The organism is Pantoea sp. ICBG 1758 (genome assembly GCF_002928325.1).
Classification (GTDB): Bacteria; Pseudomonadota; Gammaproteobacteria; order Enterobacterales; family Enterobacteriaceae; genus Pantoea; species Pantoea eucrina.
Genome location: NZ_POWL01000001.1, coordinates 1850895 through 1869597, shown reverse-complemented (window position 1 = coordinate 1869597; position 18703 = coordinate 1850895). Strand labels below are relative to the sequence as shown.

The window sequence follows — 18703 nt, the reverse complement described above, 5'->3', positions numbered from 1 at the left end:
CACAGCGTCAGGCACGAAATCTATGAAGCAACCTATCCGCGCGGCAGCGTTATGCTGATGCGAATCCGGCCCAAAACTGACCTGCGAACGCTGATCGCGCTGCTGGCAATAATCAGTATTGTCATTACGCTGGCGAACACGCTTTATGCGACCTGGCGCGTGCAGCGTATGGTGCTGATTGAAACCACGCTGGAAGCCAATCGCGCCTATGCGACCAAGCTGGCGACCACCACGGAACTTTTCTTTCAGCAGGCACAGTCGCAGCTGCACTTCAGCGCTAATCTGCTGGGTCAGGCGTTTGATGATGAAGCACTTGCGCAGCAGGAAGTGAATCGCCTGCGCGAGCAGACCAGCAGTTTTAACTCCGTTGCGGTGGTGGACAGTAATGGCATCGTTAAAGCGATTTCACCGGAATCCCTGACGCTGAAAGGCATGCAGCTCACCAGTCAGGCGTCACGGGAAGCGCTGTCGCAGCGGCAGCCGCTGGTCAGCCGGGCAGTGATTTCAGCCGCAAACAACCTGATCGTGTTTGTTTCATGGCCGATCTGGAACAGCGAAGGGCGCTATCTGGGGTACGTGGGCGGCACGCTCTATCTGAAGAAAAAAAGCATCCTGAATGCGCTGCTGGGCGAGCAATATTATCGCGACGGGACGCAGGTCTTTGTTCTGGACCGCAATAATCAGGTGCTTTATCACCAGAACAGCCAGCTGGTGGGTAAAAGCGTGCCGGCGATTATCAGCGAACGCGAGCGGGCGGAGCGCAGCAGCGGTACCGCGCAGATCACAGAGAACAGCAGCAATAAGCTGATTGGCTACGCTGTGGTGCCCGGTACCGGCTGGATGGTCGTGGCGCTTAAGCCTGCGGCACTCACGCTGGCGCCGCTTTCCGGTCTGCTGCTGAACGTGCTGAAAAACTCGGTGCCGTTTGCGCTGCTGACGCTGCTGGTAGCGATCGTGCTGGCGCGGCTGATCGCGCTGCCGCTCTGGCAGCTGTCGCGGAAAGCCAGCCAGATGGATACGCAGGGGGTGTCGGCAGAGATCGGCGGCATCCGTGCGTGGTACTTTGAGGCGGCGCAGGTAAAGCGGGCGCTGCTGACCGGTATCGGACTGGTACAGGATAAAATCGGCCGGCTTAACTCAGAAGTACAAAGCGATCCTCTGACGCAGCTGCTCAACCGGCGAGGATTGCACGCCGTGCTCGACTATTTTGAGGCGATGCAGCAGCCATTTGCCGTGCTGGCGCTGGATATCGACCACTTTAAACGGGTAAATGATAATTTTGGCCACGGCGCGGGTGATAACGTCATTAAGCAGGTCGCGCAGACGCTGCGCAGCAACGCCCGTCAGACGGATGTAGTCTGCCGTAACGGCGGCGAAGAGTTTCTGATGCTGCTGCCGGCTACCACGGTCGAAGAGGCGCGGGTTATCGCCGAGCGGGTACGCGTCAGCATTGCGGAGAGCTGGATCGATCCGCCCGGCCATATCACGCTCTCGGTGGGCATCGCCTGCTGGCAGCCGCAGCAGGGCACGCAGGAGGAGAGTCTCCGGCAGGCGGATGCGGCGCTCTATCAGGCCAAGCACGCCGGACGAAACTGTGTGATGATTGCCGGCCATAACGCACTGGTCAGCAGCATTATACGCTGATATGCGGATCGATAAGCGGGCGGCAGCGTGCCGTGCCGGGGCAGTAAAAGGATAAGGTTGATGTTGTCTCTGTTGTTTCATTGGTACAAGCGTCGCTTCAGCGATCCGCAGGCGATTGGCCTGCTGGCGATCCTGCTGGCGGCGTTCTGCATTCTGTTTTTCTTTAGCGGGCTGCTGGCGCCGCTGCTGGTGGCGCTGGTGCTGGCTTATCTGCTGGAGTGGCCCGTAGTGCGGCTGCAGCGTATCGGCTGCAGCCGCAGCTGGGCAACCAGCATCGTGTTAATACTCTTCGCCGGCATTCTGCTGGTTATGGTACTGATAGTGGCGCCGGTTGCCTGGCAGCAGGGCATTAACCTGACGCGCGATCTGCCCAACATGCTCAATAAACTCTATGTCTCAGCGGCTGCACTGCCACAGCGTTTTCCGGCACTGGTAGATGCAGGCATTATCGATATCATCGTAGAGAATCTGCGCAGCCGCCTGACCGGCCTGGGTGAATCCCTGGTGCGCTATTCGCTGGCCTCGCTGGTCGGTCTGATGACGCTGATGATCTATCTGGTGCTGGTCCCGCTGATGGTGTTTTTCCTGCTGAAAGATAAAGAGCAGATGCTGAATGCGGTGCGGCGCGTGCTGCCGCGTAATCGCGGGCTGGCGGGCACGGTATGGAAAGAGATGAATCAGCAAATCACCAACTATATTCGCGGCAAAGTGCTGGAGATGGCGGTGACAGGCGTAGTCAGCTGGATCGCCTTTTTAGTGCTGGGGCTCAATTACGCGCTGCTGCTGGCGGTGCTGGTGGGCGTTTCGGTGCTGATCCCTTACGTGGGCGCGCTGGCCGTTACGCTGCCGGTCATTGGCGTCGGGCTGTTTCAGTGGGGGCTTAGCAGCGATTTCTGGACGCTGATGGTGGTGTATCTGGTGATCCAGGCGCTGGATGGCAACGTACTGGTGCCGGTGCTGTTTTCAGAAGCGGTAAATCTGCATCCGCTGGTGATTATTCTCTCCGTGGTCATTTTTGGCGGACTGTGGGGCTTCTGGGGCGTATTTTTTGCTATTCCGCTGGCCACGCTGGTAAAAGCGGTTGTACGCGCCTGGCCGGAAACCACGCCGGAACGGCAGATCGCAGAGTAAGAAATAGCGGGAAGCGGTGCGCAGCAAAGGCGCACCGCTTTTGATCAGGCAGACTTCACGTAATCAAGCACGATATCGTGATGGTCTGCGGTTTTAAAGCTGTCGAACACCTTTTCCACTTTACCATCCTGACCAATCAGGAAACTGATGCGGTGGATGCCGTCGTAGCTTTTGCCCATAAATGACTTCTCACCCCAGACGCCAAACTGCTCGCACACCTGGTGATCTTCATCAGAAAGCAGCGTGAAATTCAGCAGCTCTTTCTCAACAAAACGGGACAGTTTTTCCGGCTTGTCGGTGCTGATACCCAGTACCTCTACGCCCGCTTTTTTCAGCTCGTCCATGTTGTCACGCAGGCCGCAGGCCTGAGTAGTACAGCCTGGCGTCATCGCTTTCGGGTAGAAATAGACCAGAACACGCTGTCCCTGGAAGTCGGCCAAATTTACTTGTTCGCCATCCTGATCGGGCAAGCTAAATTTCGGTGCGGTATCACCGGCTTTCAGTGGATTCATCACAACTCTCCGTTTTTTGTTCATGCTGCGGGTATGACACCCGGCAGAGCCTGCTGGCTGGCCGGACGTTTACCTCAGGGTTATTTCACAACACGTTATGCTGCTGCAACAGAGTGTGTGGCGAAATAACCCGGAGCCTGATTACAGGACATTGCTGCTGTCGTCGGTGACACTATAGAGGCGAATTGAGCCTTGTGCATGCAGTTCTTCACACAGCTGATTAAACGCCTGCTCTATCGGTGCGCTTACCCGGTTTGCCGGACTGTGTGCTGTCATCTGAATATAGAGTACCGGCTGTTCATTGTCCTGAGCCGGGTTAATACGCGACACCAGCTCAGCGATATTCAGCTGATGTTTATCAAGCAGATCGGTAAAGCGCTCAATGATGCGTGGCGAATCCGGCACTTCTACCTGAATCCGGACCGTCACCGGCATCGGTGGCGTCGCGCGCGCGTTCGTGCGCTTCATTACGATCAGCAGCTCCAGCTCAGCGCCTTTCATCGGCAGCGTGGATTCAATCAGCGTAATGGCGTTCCAGCTGCCGGAAAGCAGCATAATAAAGGTGAACTCATCGCCGAGCATCGCCAGACGGCTATCTTCTATATTGCAGCCGCAACTGCTGACGTGGCGGGTAATGGCGTTAACGATACCCGGACGATCGACGCCAAGAGCAGTGATGACCAGATGATGCGGCTGTGGCTGCGACAAAATGAGTTTTCCTGTACGTTCGCTAATAACTATAAGGTAAACATAAAAAAAACTGCTGACAAGCGCGGGAATGGGCTGGCTCGCTTGCTTTTCTTTGAAGGTAAAACGTAACATGAGGCACTTGTTTGTCGAGGGGATAGCCCATGTTCACCGGAAGTATTGTTGCACTCATTACGCCTATGAATGACCAGGGCCAGGTTTGCCGCCCGAGTCTGAAAAAACTGATTGATTATCATGTCGCCAGCGGAACCGCAGCGATCGTTTCTGTTGGCACCACCGGCGAATCTGCAACGCTCAGCCATGAAGAGCATGGTGACGTGGTGATGCAAACCCTGGAGCTGGCCGATGGCCGTATTCCGGTTATCGCCGGAACGGGCGCTAACGCCACTGCCGAAGGGATCTCTCTGACAAAACGCTTTACCGGCACCGGCGTGGTCGGCTGCCTGACCGTGACGCCTTATTACAATCGTCCGACTCAGGAAGGGCTTTACCAGCACTTCAAAGCGATTGCGGAAAGCACCGATCTGCCGCAGATGCTCTATAACGTTCCGTCGCGTACCGGCTGCGATATGCTGCCGGAGACCGTGGCGCGCCTGGCTGAAATTAAAAATATTATCGGTATTAAAGAAGCGACCGGGAACTTATCGCGGGTTTCACAGATCCAACAGCTGGTTGGTGACGAGTTCATTATTGTCAGCGGCGATGATGCCACTGCGCTGGATTCCATGCAGCTGGGCGGCAAAGGCGTCATTTCTGTCACCGCTAACATTGCGGCGCGTGAAATGGCTGAACTCTGTGCGCTGGCGCAGGAAGGCAAATTTGCCGAAGCGCGTAACCTGAATCAGCGTCTGATGCATCTGCACCAGACGCTTTTCTGTGAGCCCAATCCTATTCCGGTAAAATGGGCCGCAAAACAGCTGGGATTGATCGCGGATGACACGCTGCGCCTGCCAATGACGCCGCTGACCAGCGCGGGCCAGGAAAAAACGGCGCAGGCACTTATCAAAGCGGGTCTGCGTTAATTTAGGGAGAATCAATGAGTTTTTCAGTTAAGCGCTCGGCGCTGGTAACGGTAGCAGGTCTCTCCACTCTGATGCTGCTGACAGCCTGTTCCAGCGATCAGCGTTACAAGCGCCAGGTAAGCGGCGATGAGTCCTATCTTCAGACGCCTGAACTGCGCGATCTGAACGCGCCGGCAGGGGCAATACTGCCGATACAGAACGGCGACTATGAGGTTCCGCATCGCGTAGCTAATGGCGCGCTGGGTAAAGCACTCGATATTCGTCCGCCGGCGCAGCCGCTGGCGCTGATGAACGGTACGCGCGCGCAGTTCACCGGTAATACCGGCGTACTGGCGCTGGAAAGCAGTCGCGGTTCTATCTGGTCACAGGTGGTCAACGTGGTGCAATCCTACAAGTTCCCGATTGCCCAGCGTAACGATGCCGGGCAGCAGCTCACCACCGACTGGGTGCAGTGGAACCGCGCAGATGAAGATAATCAGTATCGCGGCCGCTATCAGATCAGCGTGCAGAATCAGGGGTATCAGCAGGTCCTGACGGTGCGTCTGCTTGAGCTGCAGCAGCAGGGTGAGACGGTGACGTCACCGGCACAGGTTCAGCGCTATACCGGCCAGATGCTCAACGATCTCAGTACCGGTCTGGATAAGATCGATACTGCCAGTCAGGATGCTGCCGCCGGACGTGCGACCGGACAGATCGACGTCCAGAGCGGTGCAGATGAAACCGGCCTGCCGCTGCTGATCCTGCGCTCGCCGTTTAACGTCACCTGGCAGCGACTGCCGGCGGCGCTGCAGCGTGCTGGCATGGAAGTGACGGATGACAACCGTTCGCAGGGCAGTCTGAAAGTGACCTATAAGCAGCCGGGCAGCAGCGCGTTTGACGCGATTGGCGCCAAAGATCCGGAGTTGCCAAACGGTGACTATAAGCTGCAGGTCGGCGACCTTGATAACCGCAGTAGTCTGCAGTTTATCGATCCTAAGGGTCACGTGCTGACCCAGGCGCAGAACGATGCGCTGGTGGCCGTCATGCAGGGCGCACTGAATAAATAATTGTGTAAAGGCCGGAGATTCTCCGGCCTTTTTGTTTTGATTTTGGCATAATGGCGCCCGGCGAGGTAAACGATTGCGTCACGCAGTCGTCGCGCGGTGGAACACCGCTGAACACGGGTTATTTCATGTCTGGAGTTAACAAGATGCAAAAGCGAGCTGAGTTGTATCGCGGTAAAGCGAAAACCGTATACAGTACCGACAATCCGGATTTGCTGGTACTTGAGTTCCGCAACGATACATCAGCAGGAGACGGGGCACGAATCGAACAGTTTGATCGTAAAGGCATGGTAAACAACAAGTTTAACCACTTTATTATGACCAGACTGCAGGAAGCGGGCATTCCTACTCAGATGGAAGCGCTGCTGTCTGATAACGAAGCGCTGGTGAAAAAGCTGGAGATGGTGCCGGTAGAGTGCGTGATCCGCAACCGCGCGGCCGGATCGCTGGTCAAACGCCTTGGGGTGGAAGAGGGCATGCTGCTCAGTCCGCCGCTGTTTGATCTCTTCCTGAAAGATGACGCCAAACATGATCCCATGGTCAACGAGTCTTACTGCGAAACCTTTGGCTGGGTCAGTAAAGCGAACCTGGCGCGTATGCAGGAGCTGACGTATAAAGCCAACGAGGTGCTGAGCAAACTGTTTGATGATGCCGGTCTTATCCTGGTCGATTTCAAGCTGGAGTTTGGTCTGTTTAACGGCGAAGTCACGCTGGGCGACGAGTTCTCACCCGATGGCGCGCGTTTGTGGGACAAAGAGACCATGGACAAAATGGATAAAGACCGTTTCCGTCAGAGCCTCGGCGGCGTCGTGGAAGCGTATGAAGCTGTAGCACACCGCCTCGGGGTCAAACTCGACTAAACCGCATTACGCGGCAGGTGCTATCGGGTCGTCTCTGCAGACGGCCCTTTTTTATATCCGTCATCTGCCTGCCTGCAACGCTGGTGATTATGCCTGGCGCCATCTAAAATCATGCCTATCTGAAGATAAATAAACAGGAGCAGGCCATGCGCTGGCAAGGGCGTCGTGAAAGCGACAATGTGGAAGATCGTCGCGGCGAATCATCAGGTTTTGGCGGTGGCGGGCGACAGATCCGGCTGCCGCGCGGGAAAGGCGGCATTATCCTGCTGGTCGTTGTGGCGGTGGCCGGATATTACGGCTATGACCTTACCGGACTGCTGGGCGGCGGTGGCAGCGCACCGGTGCAGCAGCGCCAGGTGGACTCCGCACAGGATAACGAGGCGGCGAAATTTACCTCGGTGATCCTCGCGACAACCGAAGATACCTGGGACAAGCTGTTTAAGCAGATGAACAAACAGTATGTGCCACCAAAACTGGTGATGTATCGCGGCGTGACGCGCACCCACTGCGGAACCGGTCAGGCGGCGATGGGGCCGTTTTACTGTCCGGCTGACCAGAGCGTCTATATCGACCTCTCTTTCTACGATGAGATGAAAACCAAACTCGGCGCAGGCGGCGACTTTGCGCAGGGCTACGTCATTGCGCATGAGGTGGGTCACCATGTGCAGAAGCTGCTGGGTATTGAGCCGAAAGTACGTGAAATGCAGCAGGGTGCCAGTGAGAAACAGGTGAATCAGCTGTCGGTGAAAATGGAGCTGCAGGCGGACTGCTTTGCCGGCGTCTGGGGCCACTATATGCAGCAGCAGAACATTCTGGAAGTGGGCGATCTGCAGGAAGCGCTTAACGCGGCCGAAGCGATTGGTGACGACCGCCTGCAGCAGCAGAGCCAGGGGCGCGTAGTGCCGGACAGCTTTACGCACGGCACATCTGAACAGCGCTATACCTGGTTTAAACGCGGTTATGACGGCGGCGATCCGGGCCAGTGCAACACCTTCGCCACTAACTGATGTCCTGTGCGGTTATCACGGCGGCGATGCAGCAGGCAGGCATCCGCCGCTTAGCGGTTATAGCAGGTGATGCAGAGTGGGCGCGCGAGCAGGCCGGTCTATGGCAGCAGGCGCTGCCGGGTGACTGGATCACGCTCAGCAGCGCCTGCGACCTGACGCCGCACGTTGCCCCGACAGCGCTGCGAACGCTGCTGGGACGTGAATTTACCCATGCGCTGTTCGATGCGCGGCACGGCTTTCACGCTGAGGCTTTTGCCGCGCTGGCCGGTACGCTGCGCGCCGGCAGCTGGCTGCTGCTGCTGACGCCGCCGTGGGAGAGCTGGGCGACAGCTGCCGATGCGGACAGCCTGCGCTGGGCCGATGTCGCAGAGCCCATCGCCACGCCCCGTTTTATACGCCGCCTGCAGCAGCTGATGCTGAAAGATGACGAGGTGCTGCTGCAGCGACAGCATCTGCCGGTACGTCAGCCAGCCGCAGGTGTCTGGCCGCGCTGGCAATGCCAGGCGCCACAGCAGCAGGCGGCTATTCTTGCTCAGCTGCAGGCGATCGCTTCCGGGGTGGCGGTGGTTACCGCACCGCGCGGGCGCGGCAAGTCGGCGCTGGCCGGCATGCTGGCACGTAATACAACGCACGCGCTGGTCACCGCTCCGGCGAAGGTGTCAACAGAGGTGCTGGCGCAGTTTGCCGGCGAGCAGTTTTCCTTTATGGCCCCTGATGCGATCCTGCAGCAGCCGATCGATCCGCTGCCTGCATGGCTGATCGTTGATGAGGCAGCCGCGATCCCGGCGCCGCTGCTGCAGCAGCTGGTTGCACGCTTTCCGCGTGTGCTGCTGACCACAACGGTGCAGGGGTACGAGGGCACCGGACGCGGCTTTCTGCTGCGCTTCTGCGCCACCCTGCCTGACGTCCGCTATTTCACGCTGGATGAGCCCCTGCGCTGGTGCGCACAGGATCCGCTGGAGCAGTGGCTCAACCGCGCGCTGCTGTTTGAAGAAGCGGATCGCGCCGCACCCGCATCTGAAATCACGTTATACCGAGCGACGCCGGATGCGCACCCCGCTGCGCTGGAGGCGGGCTATCGTCTGCTGGCGAGCGCGCACTATCGCACTTCGCCCCTCGACCTGCGCCGCCTGCTGGACGCGCCGGGGATGCAGCTCTGGCTGGCTGGCGCAGCAGAGAGCGTGGCCGGTGCCCTGTGGCTGGTTGAAGAGGGCGGACTGGATGCAGAACTGGCGCAGGCTGTCTGGGCCGGCACGCGTCGCCCGCGCGGTAATCTGGTCGCGCAGTCACTGGCGGCACACGCCGGTTTCAGCGCGGCGGCTACGCTGCGCTCTCTGCGTATCAGCCGCATTGCGGTGACGGCCGCCCGCCGTCAGCAGGGCATTGGCCGGGCGCTGGTTTCACAGGCGCGTCAGCAGGCCGCCGGCTGTGATTTTCTCTCGGTGAGCTTTGGTTACACGGCGGCGCTGTGGCGCTTCTGGCACGCCTGCGGCTTTACGCTGGTGCGGGTCGGATCGCAGCGTGAAGCGAGCAGCGGCTGCTACGCCGCAATGGCCATCTGCGCACTGACGCCGGCCGGGAAACTGCTGCAGACGCAGGCGGCGCAGCGTCTGGCGCGCGATGCCGTCTGGCTGAACGATCTCATCGATTTGCCACTGCCAGAGGAAGCGGGGCTGTCGCAGGATATTAATGAAGAGGATGTGGTACTGCTGGCAGGTTTTGCCTGGGCACAGCGCCCGTTCGAGGCGAGCTATGCGGTGCTGCAGCGGCTGGTACGCATACAGCCACAGCCGTTAATGCAGGCCATACTGCTTCAGAAACAGACGCTGAGCGAGGCGGGCAGCAGCGCCGGTCTCAGCGGCCGCAGGGCGGTGGTACAGCGGCTGCGTCAGGAGACGGCTGAGGCGCTTGAACGGCTCGATCCGCAGGCAGCGCAGGCCTGGCAACAGCGGCTGACGTTGTTGCAATAAATCAGCGCTCTTGTTCAAATTTTCCCGGTATCACTCTGCTGGCTGCGGCGTATAGTGAATACAGGAGGTCAGTATGGCTTTACGATATGTTGTTGTTCAGCAGCCGGTGCAGGCTGCTCAGCTTTTTTTGCTTTACCACGGCGCTGATGATAACCCTGATGCGATGGCACAAATTGGCACCTGGTTTGCTGAGGCGTTTCCGGACGCGCAGGTGGTGTCAGTAGGTGCGCCTTATACCGGTAGTGTGCCGCAGGGCCGCCAGTGGTTTATGGACTATCCCGCTCAGGATCGCTCGCCGCAGCAGTGTGTCGATGCGGTCATGCCGCTATTTATCGAGTCTGTCCGGCACTGGCAGCGTACTGCTGGCGTCCGGCCCGAAGCGACGGCGCTGGTCGGATTCTCGCAGGGCAGCACCATGGTTCTGGAGGGCGTCAAAGCGCAGCCGGAGCTGGCGGGACGGGTGGTGGCGTTTAGCGGGCGCTATACCACGCTGCCGGAACGCGCCAGCAGGCGTAATACCATTCATCTTATTCACGGCGACGATGACGAACAGGTACCGCTACAGCATGCTGAAGCGGCGAACCAGCGTCTGACCGAGCTGGGTGGCGATGTGACGCTGGATGTGGTGAACGATCTGCCGCATGCGATAGATGAACGCAGCATGGCGCGGGCGCTGCATCATCTGCGCTATACCATACCGCGCCGCTATTTTGATGAAGCATTGAGCGGCGCCAAACCAAACGACGACGATGTTGTGATGTTTCTGTAGGGGCGGGCGGCATAAATGCCGCCCCTGCAACCAATCCGCCCCCTACAATAATCCGTAGGGGGCGCATTTATGCGCCCCTGATGTTTTTACGCGCCCCTGGCCTATTTTTTCTTTGGCCAGTCATCTTCATCATCCCACTTATCGTTGAAATCACGATGCGGAGGTAAATCCGGCCGGTTATCCATATATTTCTTATGATCGATGCGCTTGAGATCTTTATAGACGTTCATCAGTACGCCCACCATCAGCACAATCACCAGGATCCACCAGTACTCTTTTAACCACTCCATGCCCCGTCTCCTTGTTTATGCGGTCAGGCAATCAGCTGCTCCATAATGCGCTGATACATGCGGCTCAGCAGCTGCAGATCTGACGCTTTGACGCACTCATTGATTTTATGAATTGTGGCGTTAACCGGGCCAAGCTCCACCACCTGCGCTCCCATACGGGCAATAAAGCGTCCGTCGGAAGTGCCGCCCGTGGTCAACAGCTGCGGCTTAATTTCATTATAGTGCGTTACGGCGTTTACCACGGCGTCAACCAGCCTGCCGCGTGACGTCAGGAAAGGCTGTCCGGAAACGGTCCACTCCAGCGTATAGCGCAGCTGATGGCGGTCCAGCAGTTCCGTCACGCGATCTTTAATCATCTGATCGGTCAGCTCGGTGCTGAAGCGAAAGTTAAACTGCACAAAAAATTCGCCGGGAATAACGTTATTGCTGCCGGTACCCGCCTGCACATTCGCAATCTGCATGCTGGTTGGCGGAAAGAATGCGTTGCCCTGATCCCACTCGGTGGCCACCAGCTCATTCAGCGCCGGCATGGCACGGTGTACCGGATTATCCGCCAGGTGCGGGTAGGCGACATGTCCCTGCACGCCGTGCAGCGTCAGGTTTGCGGTCATTGAACCGCGCCGGCCGTTTTTCACCACATCCCCGACGATCTCTGTACTGGAGGGCTCACCCACCAGGCAGTAATCCAGCCGTTCATGACGCGCCATCAGGCGCTCCACCACTTTGACCGTGCCGTTGACCGCGCTGGCCTCTTCATCGGAGGTGATCAGAAACGCCAGGCGGCCCTTGTGCTGCGGATGCGCAGCGACAAAACGTTCAGCGGCTACCACCATCGCTGCCAGCGAGCCCTTCATATCGGCGGCACCGCGCCCAAACAGCATGCCGTCGCGGATAGTGGGCTCAAACGGCGGGTTGATCCAGCGGTTTGCATCACCGGGCGGTACGACATCAGTGTGTCCGGCAAACGCTAAGGTTTCACCGTGACCGCGCGTGGCCCAGACGTTCAGCGTGTCATCAATATGCATCTGCTCAATCTGAAAACCGATCGCCTCCAGGCGGGCGATCAGCAAGGCCTGACAGCCCGCATCATCCGGACTTAGCGAAGGGCGACGGATGAGCTGCTGAGCCAGCTCAATAACCGGACAGAACATGTTATGACTTCTCCTGAATAAAAGCGTGGTAAAGATCGGCGCTGTAGCCCGGCAGCAGGCTGCCATCGGGGGCGGCAAGCAGCGGACGTTTAATGATGGCAGGCTGTGCCAGCATCACGGCGCTGGCGCTGGCGGCATCCTTAATCGCGGCACGTTCTGCTTCCGGCAGCCTGCGCCATGTGGTACCGCGCGTATTCAGCAGGGCTTCATAGCCAAGCCGTTCGATAAAGTGCTGCAGCAGCGCGGCATCCAGTCCATCCGCGCGATAATCGTGAAACCGGTAGTCGATGCCGGACGCGGTTAGTGCATTGCGCGCTTTTTTTACGGTGTCGCAATTTTTGATTCCGTACATCACCCACTGCGCTGTCATAGCTGTTTCCCGTTCTGCAAAAAAATCTGCGCGCGAGTTTACCACAGCGGGGTGCGCGCGGTGAGCGTCAGTGGATATTGCCTGCATTTTTCATCATCTGCGGCCTTTAATCGAAAACGCTAATCAGGACCAGTAAGCGCTTTCATTCTGAGCGCAAACTGCCCGCTGTCTTATTATCAGGCCGGTAAGGATTATCTTAATCACGGAATTGTGCTACAGAATGAAAAAAACATTATTTTTCATTCTGAACAGAAGTTTGCAGAAATGTGCGTTACGGCACAAAAAAGAAAAACTGCAGCTTTTCCCCGCTTCTGCCGATAGTGATAAGAGGTGGAAACGTATTCACCTGCAGAAAAAAGCGGCGTACAATTGCCATCACAATAAGAGAGGTTGTTATGGTTGAACATGAACTGGGGAACTGGAAAGAATTTATCGAAGCGATGTTACGTAAGTAACGCGTGACGAGGAAAGCAGGGCGTTTCCCCCCTTGCTGTAATTCTGACCACACACATCAATAGAGCCGCCGGGAGCTTCTCCCGGCGGCTTTTTTCATGCCGGCTAATCGTGCGGTTTCTCACGCAGCGGAAAGCGACGCCGGACCAGCACAAAGAACAGGGGTACAAAGAAAATAGCCAGCAGCGTGGCTGTCAGCATACCGCCCAGAACGCCGGTCCCTACCGCGTGCTGACTGCCTGAACCCGCGCCGCTGCTGATCGCCATTGGCAGGACGCCAAACATAAAGGCAAGTGAAGTCATTAATATCGGACGCAGGCGCTGACGCGAGGCTTCCAGAGTGGCCTCCTTTAACTCACGGCCTTTGCTGTTGATCTCATTCGCAAACTCCACGATCAGAATCGCGTTTTTCGCCGAAAGCCCGATCACCGTCAGCAGCCCGACCTGAAAATAGACATCGTTTTCCAGTCCGCGCAGCCATGTTGCCAGCAGAGCACCGACAACACCCAGCGGCACAACCAGCATCACCGAAAAGGGAATAGACCAGCTTTCATAGAGCGCAGCGAGACACAAAAACACCACCAGCAGCGAAATAGCATAGAGCGCCGGGGCCTGCGCGCCGGATAATCGTTCCTGATAAGATGCGCCGGTCCACTGGAAGCCTACCCCGAGCGGCAGCTGCGCCACCAGCTTCTCCATCTCATCCATGGCGGTTCCGCTGCTGACGCCGCTGGCCGCTTCGCCAACAATTTCCAGCGAGGCGTAGCCGTTATAGCGCTCCAGGCGCGGTGAGCCGGTTTCCCAGCGGCTGGTGGCAAACGCAGAGAAGGGCACCATGCCGCCGCTGCTGTTGCGCACGTACCATTTATTGATATCGCCGGGCAGCATACGAAACTCCGGTGCCGACTGCACATAGACCTTTTTAACCCGGCCGCGATCGAGAAAATCATTCACATAGGTCGATCCCCAGGCGGTAGAGAGGGTCTGGTTGATGGTGTCCAGCGAGACGCCGAGCGCCTGCGCTTTGCGCTGGTCGATATCGATCTGCAGCTGCGGCGTATCGTCCAGGCCATTATGCCGCACGCGCGACAGCGCCGGATCGGCTGACGCCAGCGCCAGCAGCTTATCGCGCATCGCCATCATCTGCGTGTGCCCGATACCGCTGTGATCCTGCAGCTGCAGATCAAAGCCCGAGGAGCTGCCCATGCCGCTGATGGCCGGGGGGCTGCTGGCGACCACGCGTGCTTCAGCAATCGCGGCAAATGCGCGGGTAGCGCGCTCAATAATGGCAAAAGAGGTGCGGTCGTCACCGGGACGTTGATCCCAGGGCGTGAGGCGGACAAACAGCCGCGCCACGTTCTGACCGTTGCCGCCAGGCCCGGATCCAATGGTGGCAAACACGGACGTGACGTTCTCTTTTTCCGCCGTAAGGTAGTAACGTTCAACTTTCTCAACCACGCGGGAGGTCTGCTGCAGCGTTGAACCCGGCGGCAGCTGAATCTGCGTCATAAATACGCCGCGATCTTCCAGCGGCAGAAAAGAGGTCGGCAGACGCAAAAACAGAAAAGCCATCAGGCCGATCAGCGCGGCATAGAGCAGCATCCAGCGGCCACTCTGGCGCAGCAGTCGCGCAACGCCCCGTTCGTAGCGCTGAGTGCTGGCGTTAAACGCGCGGTTAAACCAGCCGAAAAATCCGCGCTGACCGTGATGTTCACCCTGTTTCAGCGGCTTAAGCAGCGTGGCGCAGAGGGCGGGCGTCAGGATCATCGCCACCAGTACTGACAGCACCATAGCGGAGACAATCGTAATGGAGAACTGGCGATAAATGGCACCCACCGTGCCACCAAAAAAGGCCATCGGGACAAAGACCGCGGAGAGAACCAGCGCAATGCCCACCAGCGCGCCCTGTATCTGCCCCATCGATTTGCGCGTGGCGGCCCGTGGCGATAACCCTTCCTCGCTCATGATGCGCTCAACGTTTTCCACGACCACGATCGCATCATCAACCAGCAGGCCAATGGCCAGCACGACGGCAAACATGGTCAGGGTATTAATACTGAAGCCGCAGATATAGAGCACGGTAAACGTACCCAGCAGCACCACCGGCACCGCGATAGTGGGGATCAGCGTGGCGCGAAAATTCTGCAGAAAGAGATACATCACCAGAAACACCAGCAGGATCGCTTCCAGCAGCGTTTTGACGACATCTTTTATGGAGGCCTTAACAAAAGGCGTGGTTTCAAATGCGATTTTCGCTTCAAGGCCGGGGGGAAAATAGTGTGCCAGCTCCGCGACGCGGGCGCGAACCAGCCGGTCAGTATTCATCTCATTCGCGCCGGAAGCCAGCTTAACCCCCAGGCCTGATGCGGACTGACCGTTATAGCGACTCAGGTAGTCATATTTCTCTGCGCCCATGGCGATACTGGCAACATCACCGAGCGTGACAACTGCACCGCTGCCGCTGCTTTTTAAGGTAATGGCGCGAAACTGCTCCGGCGTCTGCAGCATGGACTGCGCGTTGACCGTGGCATTCAGCGCCTGCTTCTCTACCGACGGCAATCCGCCGACCTGGCCGACGGCGACCTGGGTATTTTGTGACTCAATCGCCTGAATGATATCGGCGGTCGTGAGCGCATAGCGCGTCAGTTTGACGGGATCGAGCCAGATGCGCATAGCGTACTGTGACCCATAGGCATCCACCTGACCGACGCCATCGATGCGGCTGAGCGGATCCTGGATGTTACTGGCAACGTAATCAGCAATATCCTGCTTATCCATGCTGCCATCGGTGGAGACAAACGCAATCATCAGAATGTTGCTGTCGCCGGTTTTATTAACGTTAACCCCCTGCGCCTGAACGGCGGCCGGAAGTTTGCGCAGTGCGCTCTGCAGCTGGTTCTGCACCTGCTGACGCGCCTCATCGGGATCGGTACCGGCGAGAAAGGTCAGCGTAATCTGCACCTGGCCGGTATTGCTGCTGTTGGAGGACATATACATCAGATTATCGATGCCGGTCATATTCTGTTCGATAACCTGCGTAACGGTATTCTCCAGCGTCTGGGCAGAGGCGCCGGGATAATTGGCCGTGATGCGGACATTGGGCGGAGCAAGATCCGGATACTGTTCAACCGGAAGCGAGGTGATAGCCAGCGTGCCGCACAGACAGAGTAAAATCGCCAGAACCCAGGCAAATACCGGGCGGTCGATAAAAAAGTCCGACATAACTCTGTTACTCCTCAGCGGCAGCTTGTCATTATTATATGAGCAGCGCACGGCTGGCGCGCTGGCAGGCGAGGCGGGCACACTCTGCAGGCGCCTGCCCGCTTTACTTTACGCGGTGTAAATCAGAGAAACGTGGAGTAATTATGGAAGAAATGTAAATGTTGCGTGGCCGGACGGCTCAACCGGTGCCGTACTGCTTTACCTTTCCCGGCAATACAGACATTGATCTGGCTAAACATTAAACAGATTTACCGACCGCCTGGCCTGGTTTGCACAGGCTTGCCAATACTTCTCCTGTCACCCGCTATTTTCTGCCACTCAGGAGATCCTTATGAAACGAGCTACTACCCTCTTTGGTGCGGCCCTGCTTGCCACCGCAAGTTTTTCCACGCTGGCTGCTACGCCGCTGAGCGAGGCGGATGCCCAAAACATGCAGCCTGCAGGCACCATATCGGTCAGCGGCGTGCGCGGCACGCTGGATGACGCCACCCGCCAGCTGTCGCAAAAAGCGGAAGAGATGGGCGCCACACACTTTCGCGTCATTGGCGCGCAGAATCCTGGCGACTCCAGCCTCTGGAACGGCAGCGCTGAAATCTATCGCTAATGCGTTACCCGGGAGCTGCGCAACCGGGCATTTCCCGGCCCGATTTTCTGCTTTTCTGACGCCATCCTGACCGGTCACGCTGCTGACCGGTTTTTTTTGTGCGTCACGACCGATTCTTACAAATCAGATCGTGCGTCCAGCCAGTATATTTTGCTTCGTTCATGCAGAACGGGTAGGATTCATCGCCGTAATTTCCCGGGTCGCCACGCGCATCGTTCCACTGCTCCGGCACCGGTTTTTTACTCCATTTCGCACCGCAGGCGCAAACGATTGGTCAGCCGGTGATTGATGGTCAGGACAAACAGGAAAGCTATGAAACATACTAAAAAAACGCCCGACGAACAGCGTGCTGCGAGAAGGCGCTGGCTGAACTCTCACGATACCGGTTACCACAAAGCAATGGGTAACCGACAGGTACAAATGATCGCCATTGGCGGTGCTATCGGCACTGGTCTGTTCCTCGGCGCAGGCGCACGCCTGCAGCTGGCAGGTCCGGCGCTGGCACTGGTCTATCTGGTGTGCGGCATCTTCTCTTTCTTTATTCTCCGTGCGCTGGGCGAGCTGGTACTGCATCGCCCCTCAAGCGGCAGCTTTGTCTCCTATGCGCGTGAATTCCTCGGGGAAAAAGCGTCTTATGTAGCGGGCTGGATGTATTTCGTTAACTGGGCGATGACCGGGATTGTCGATATCACCGCCGTGGCGCTTTATATGCATTACTGGGGCGCGTTTGGCGACGTACCGCAGTGGGTATTTGCGCTCGGCGCGCTGGCCATTGTCGGCACCATGAACATGATTGGCGTTAAGTGGTTCGCCGAAATGGAGTTCTGGTTTGCGCTGGTCAAAGTGCTGGCAATTGTGATCTTCCTGATTGTTGGCGTGGTGTTTCTCGGTACCGGCAAACCGCTCGACGGCAACGCGACCGGCTTCCATCTGATCACCGATAACGGCGGTCTCTTCCCGCATGGCCTGATGGCCGCGCTGGTGCTGGTGCAGGGAGTGGTATTTGCCTTTGCCTCGATTGAGCTGGTAGGAACCGCGGCCGGCGAGTGCAAAGATCCTAAAACCATGCTGCCCAAAGCGATCAACAGCGTGATCTGGCGTATTGGCCTGTTCTATGTGGGTTCCGTGGTGCTGCTGGTGCTGCTGCTGCCGTGGAACGCCTACCAGGCGGGACAGAGTCCGTTTGTGACCTTCTTCTCAAAGCTGGGCGTTCCCTATGTCGGCAGTATTATGAACATTGTGGTACTGAGCGCGGCGCTCTCCAGCCTTAACTCCGGTCTCTATTCAACCGGCCGTATTCTGCGATCCATGTCGATGGGCGGCTCAGCGCCGCAGTTTATGTCGAAGATGAGCAAGCAGCAGGTGCCGTATGCCGGTATCCTGGTCACGGTTGCGGTTTACATCGTTGGCGTGGTGCTGAACTACTACGTGCCGTCGCAGGTGTTTGAGATTGTCCTGAACGTTGCCTCGCTGGGGATCATCTCTTCCTGGGGCTTTATCGTGGTCTGCCAGATGCGTCTGCGCAAAGCGATCAAAGAGGGCAAGGCTGAGGATGTCAGCTTTAAGCTGCCGTGGGCGCCGTTCACCTCCTGGCTGACGCTGCTGTTCCTGCTGAGCGTGCTGGTGCTGATGGCGTTTGACTACCCTAACGGCACCTATACCATCGCTTCCATTCCTCTGATCGCCGTACTGCTGGTGCTTGGCTGGTTTGGCGTACGCAAGCGCGTCCAGGCAGAGGCAATGAAAGAGCATGAGGTGCACGCGGATGAGAGCAGCGATGCGTCACCGCAGCTGGCGGACGAAAGCGGACGCTAAACCTTTCTCTGTAGCGTAACGGGAGCCTGGCTCCCGTTTTTTTTACCCGCCGCTGCGCAGGTAATTCAGATAGTTTTCCCCGCCGCTGCCGCCTATCATTTCAGCCTCTCTCAGCAAAGCAGCGGAGCGCTC

General features: G+C 57.8%; 17 protein-coding genes. 11 read left to right on the top strand and 6 right to left on the bottom strand.

Going from position 1 to position 18703, the window contains the following annotated elements:
* The first annotated feature begins 51 nt into the window (after positions 1-51).
* Together C1Y41_RS09005 and C1Y41_RS09000 are read left to right on the top strand one after the other, a co-directional pair.
* Complete coding sequence (locus tag C1Y41_RS09005; RefSeq protein ID WP_104085276.1) at positions 52-1644, top strand: sensor domain-containing diguanylate cyclase; 1593 nt, start codon at positions 52-54, stop codon at positions 1642-1644.
* A 60-nt stretch (positions 1645-1704) separates the two neighbouring features.
* The gene (locus C1Y41_RS09000; RefSeq protein WP_104085275.1) at positions 1705-2775 is read left to right on the top strand and encodes an AI-2E family transporter; all 1071 of its coding nucleotides are present in this window, start codon (positions 1705-1707) and stop codon (positions 2773-2775) included.
* 44 nt (positions 2776-2819) lie between these two features.
* Here the strand turns inward: C1Y41_RS09000 and bcp are convergent, their stop codons facing one another.
* Positions 2820-3287 (bottom strand): thioredoxin-dependent thiol peroxidase, encoded by a 468-nt coding sequence (gene bcp, locus C1Y41_RS08995; RefSeq protein ID WP_071667909.1) that lies wholly within the window; start codon positions 3285-3287, stop codon positions 2820-2822.
* Positions 3288-3428: 141 nt separating this feature from the next.
* Positions 3429-3995 carry a glycine cleavage system transcriptional repressor gene (locus tag C1Y41_RS08990; RefSeq protein ID WP_039379528.1) on the bottom strand — a complete coding sequence of 189 codons (567 nt, stop codon included), beginning with the start codon at positions 3993-3995 and terminating at the stop codon, positions 3429-3431.
* 143 nt (positions 3996-4138) lie between these two features.
* Here C1Y41_RS08990 and dapA point away from each other — a divergent pair, with 143 nt between their 5' ends.
* The 6 genes from dapA (at position 4139) to ypfH (ending at position 10666) form a co-directional block, all read left to right on the top strand.
* Complete coding sequence (gene dapA / locus C1Y41_RS08985; RefSeq protein WP_104085274.1) at positions 4139-5017, top strand: 4-hydroxy-tetrahydrodipicolinate synthase; 879 nt, start codon at positions 4139-4141, stop codon at positions 5015-5017.
* 14 nt (positions 5018-5031) lie between these two features.
* Positions 5032-6063 (top strand): outer membrane protein assembly factor BamC, encoded by a 1032-nt coding sequence (gene bamC / locus C1Y41_RS08980; protein WP_104085273.1) that lies wholly within the window; start codon positions 5032-5034, stop codon positions 6061-6063.
* A gap of 143 nt (positions 6064-6206) precedes the next feature.
* Positions 6207-6920, top strand: a complete 714-nt coding sequence (gene purC / locus C1Y41_RS08975; RefSeq protein WP_039385608.1) for a phosphoribosylaminoimidazolesuccinocarboxamide synthase — start codon at positions 6207-6209, stop codon at positions 6918-6920.
* Between the two features lie 146 nt (positions 6921-7066).
* Positions 7067-7927, top strand: coding sequence for a neutral zinc metallopeptidase (locus C1Y41_RS08970; RefSeq protein ID WP_039379523.1), 861 nt, complete (start codon positions 7067-7069; stop codon positions 7925-7927).
* On the top strand, positions 7927-9897 hold the full coding sequence (locus tag C1Y41_RS08965; RefSeq protein WP_104085272.1) for a tRNA(Met) cytidine acetyltransferase TmcA: 1971 nt from the start codon (positions 7927-7929) through the stop codon (positions 9895-9897). Before C1Y41_RS08970 ends, C1Y41_RS08965 begins: the two co-directional genes overlap by 1 nt.
* A gap of 73 nt (positions 9898-9970) precedes the next feature.
* Positions 9971-10666, top strand: a complete 696-nt coding sequence (gene ypfH, locus C1Y41_RS08960; protein ID WP_039379519.1) for an esterase — start codon at positions 9971-9973, stop codon at positions 10664-10666.
* Positions 10667-10767: 101 nt separating this feature from the next.
* Here the strand turns inward: ypfH and C1Y41_RS08955 are convergent, their stop codons facing one another.
* Genes C1Y41_RS08955 through C1Y41_RS08945 form a run of 3 tightly spaced genes read right to left on the bottom strand, consistent with a single transcriptional unit; the run spans position 10768 to position 12477 of the window.
* The gene (locus tag C1Y41_RS08955) at positions 10768-10956 is read right to left on the bottom strand and encodes a YpfN family protein (RefSeq protein ID WP_039379517.1); all 189 of its coding nucleotides are present in this window, start codon (positions 10954-10956) and stop codon (positions 10768-10770) included.
* A gap of 23 nt (positions 10957-10979) precedes the next feature.
* Positions 10980-12107 carry a succinyl-diaminopimelate desuccinylase gene (gene dapE, locus C1Y41_RS08950; RefSeq protein WP_104085271.1) on the bottom strand — a complete coding sequence of 376 codons (1128 nt, stop codon included), beginning with the start codon at positions 12105-12107 and terminating at the stop codon, positions 10980-10982.
* A 1-nt stretch (position 12108) separates the two neighbouring features.
* Positions 12109-12477: an ArsC family reductase gene (locus tag C1Y41_RS08945; protein ID WP_104085367.1), complete on the bottom strand. Its 369-nt coding sequence runs from the start codon at positions 12475-12477 to the stop codon at positions 12109-12111.
* A 395-nt stretch (positions 12478-12872) separates the two neighbouring features.
* Here C1Y41_RS08945 and ypfM point away from each other — a divergent pair, with 395 nt between their 5' ends.
* Positions 12873-12932: a protein YpfM gene (ypfM, locus tag C1Y41_RS20440; protein ID WP_104085366.1), complete on the top strand. Its 60-nt coding sequence runs from the start codon at positions 12873-12875 to the stop codon at positions 12930-12932.
* A 103-nt stretch (positions 12933-13035) separates the two neighbouring features.
* Here the strand turns inward: ypfM and acrD are convergent, their stop codons facing one another.
* Positions 13036-16152: a multidrug efflux RND transporter permease AcrD gene (acrD, locus tag C1Y41_RS08935; protein WP_071667915.1), complete on the bottom strand. Its 3117-nt coding sequence runs from the start codon at positions 16150-16152 to the stop codon at positions 13036-13038.
* A 331-nt stretch (positions 16153-16483) separates the two neighbouring features.
* Between acrD and C1Y41_RS08930 the strand changes: the two genes are divergently transcribed.
* Entirely contained in the window at positions 16484-16756 is a 273-nt protein-coding gene (locus C1Y41_RS08930; RefSeq protein WP_071667916.1) for a DUF1471 domain-containing protein, read from the top strand.
* A gap of 312 nt (positions 16757-17068) precedes the next feature.
* Complete coding sequence (ansP, locus tag C1Y41_RS08925; protein ID WP_039379509.1) at positions 17069-18571, top strand: L-asparagine permease; 1503 nt, start codon at positions 17069-17071, stop codon at positions 18569-18571.
* The last annotated feature ends 132 nt before the right edge of the window (positions 18572-18703 follow it).